General features: G+C 68.1%; 2 protein-coding genes. Both read left to right on the forward strand.

Features of this window, described 5'->3' with window-relative positions:
* The coding region (locus tag GSQ79_RS29080; protein WP_210253139.1) for a hypothetical protein at positions 1 to 556 on the forward strand (556 nt) is incomplete at its 5' end.
* Between the two features lie 68 nt (positions 557 to 624).
* The gene (locus GSQ79_RS19065; protein ID WP_158810250.1) at positions 625 to 837 is read left to right on the forward strand and encodes a hypothetical protein; all 213 of its coding nucleotides are present in this window, start codon (positions 625 to 627) and stop codon (positions 835 to 837) included.
* Positions 838 to 865: the final 28 nt, after the last annotated feature.

The following is an 865-nucleotide window of genomic DNA, read 5'->3' on the forward strand; positions in this document are numbered from 1 at the left end:
CGCGATCCTGGCGGAGTGGGAGCGCCTGCAGCCCGCCGGCGACACGCGGTTCATCGCCTACATGCTGGCGACGGCCAACTGGGAAACCGAGCACACCATGCAGCCGATCGAGGAGATCGGACATGGTCACGGCCGGGCCTACGGCGCGCCGGCCGGGCCCTGGCACCAAGTCTACGACGGCCGCGGCGACGTCCAGCTGACCTGGATCCAGAACTACCGGAAGGCCGACACCGAACTCCACATGCGCGGCGTCCTGACGGCTGCCGAGGACATGGTGAAGACGCCGGCGCTCGCGAAGCGGTCCGACGTGGCGGCCGCCATCATGTTTTACGGCATGACGCTTGGCTGGTTCACCGGCAAGAAACTATCCGATTACTTCCACGGCACCGCGACCGACTGGGTCGACGCCCGCCGCATCATCAACGGCACCGACCACGACACCGATATCGCAGCGATCGCGCAGCATTTCTTCGCCGCGCTGAAGAGCTCGATCGTGCTCGCCGCGAAGCCCGCGGCGCCCGCCGCGTCCAAGACCCCAGCGCCGGCGGCGCGCTGAAATCCCGCGCCGGCGGCTCCCGGCAAACTACCAGGACTGAAGACATGACCATCTCTCCGAAGGTCTCCATGGCGATCAACGCCGGTTTCGTGCTGCTCGGCGCCATCGGCGGCGGCGCGCTCGCCATCCCCGATTTCATCCCAGCCGGCGCCGCGCACCAGGTCGTCTCGACCGCGTCGTTCATCTTCGGATGCTACGGCATCGTGAACGCGTATCTGCACGGCGTTTCGGCACCGCAGGCCGGCCCGCTTGTCGCGAAGCCGGTCGAGCCCCAGTCGTGAACGCGCTCTCGCTCCTCCCGCTGCTGCC

Origin of the sequence: Beijerinckia sp. L45, from assembly GCF_009765775.1 — a bacterium.
Classification (GTDB): Bacteria; Pseudomonadota; Alphaproteobacteria; order Rhizobiales; family Beijerinckiaceae; genus RH-AL1.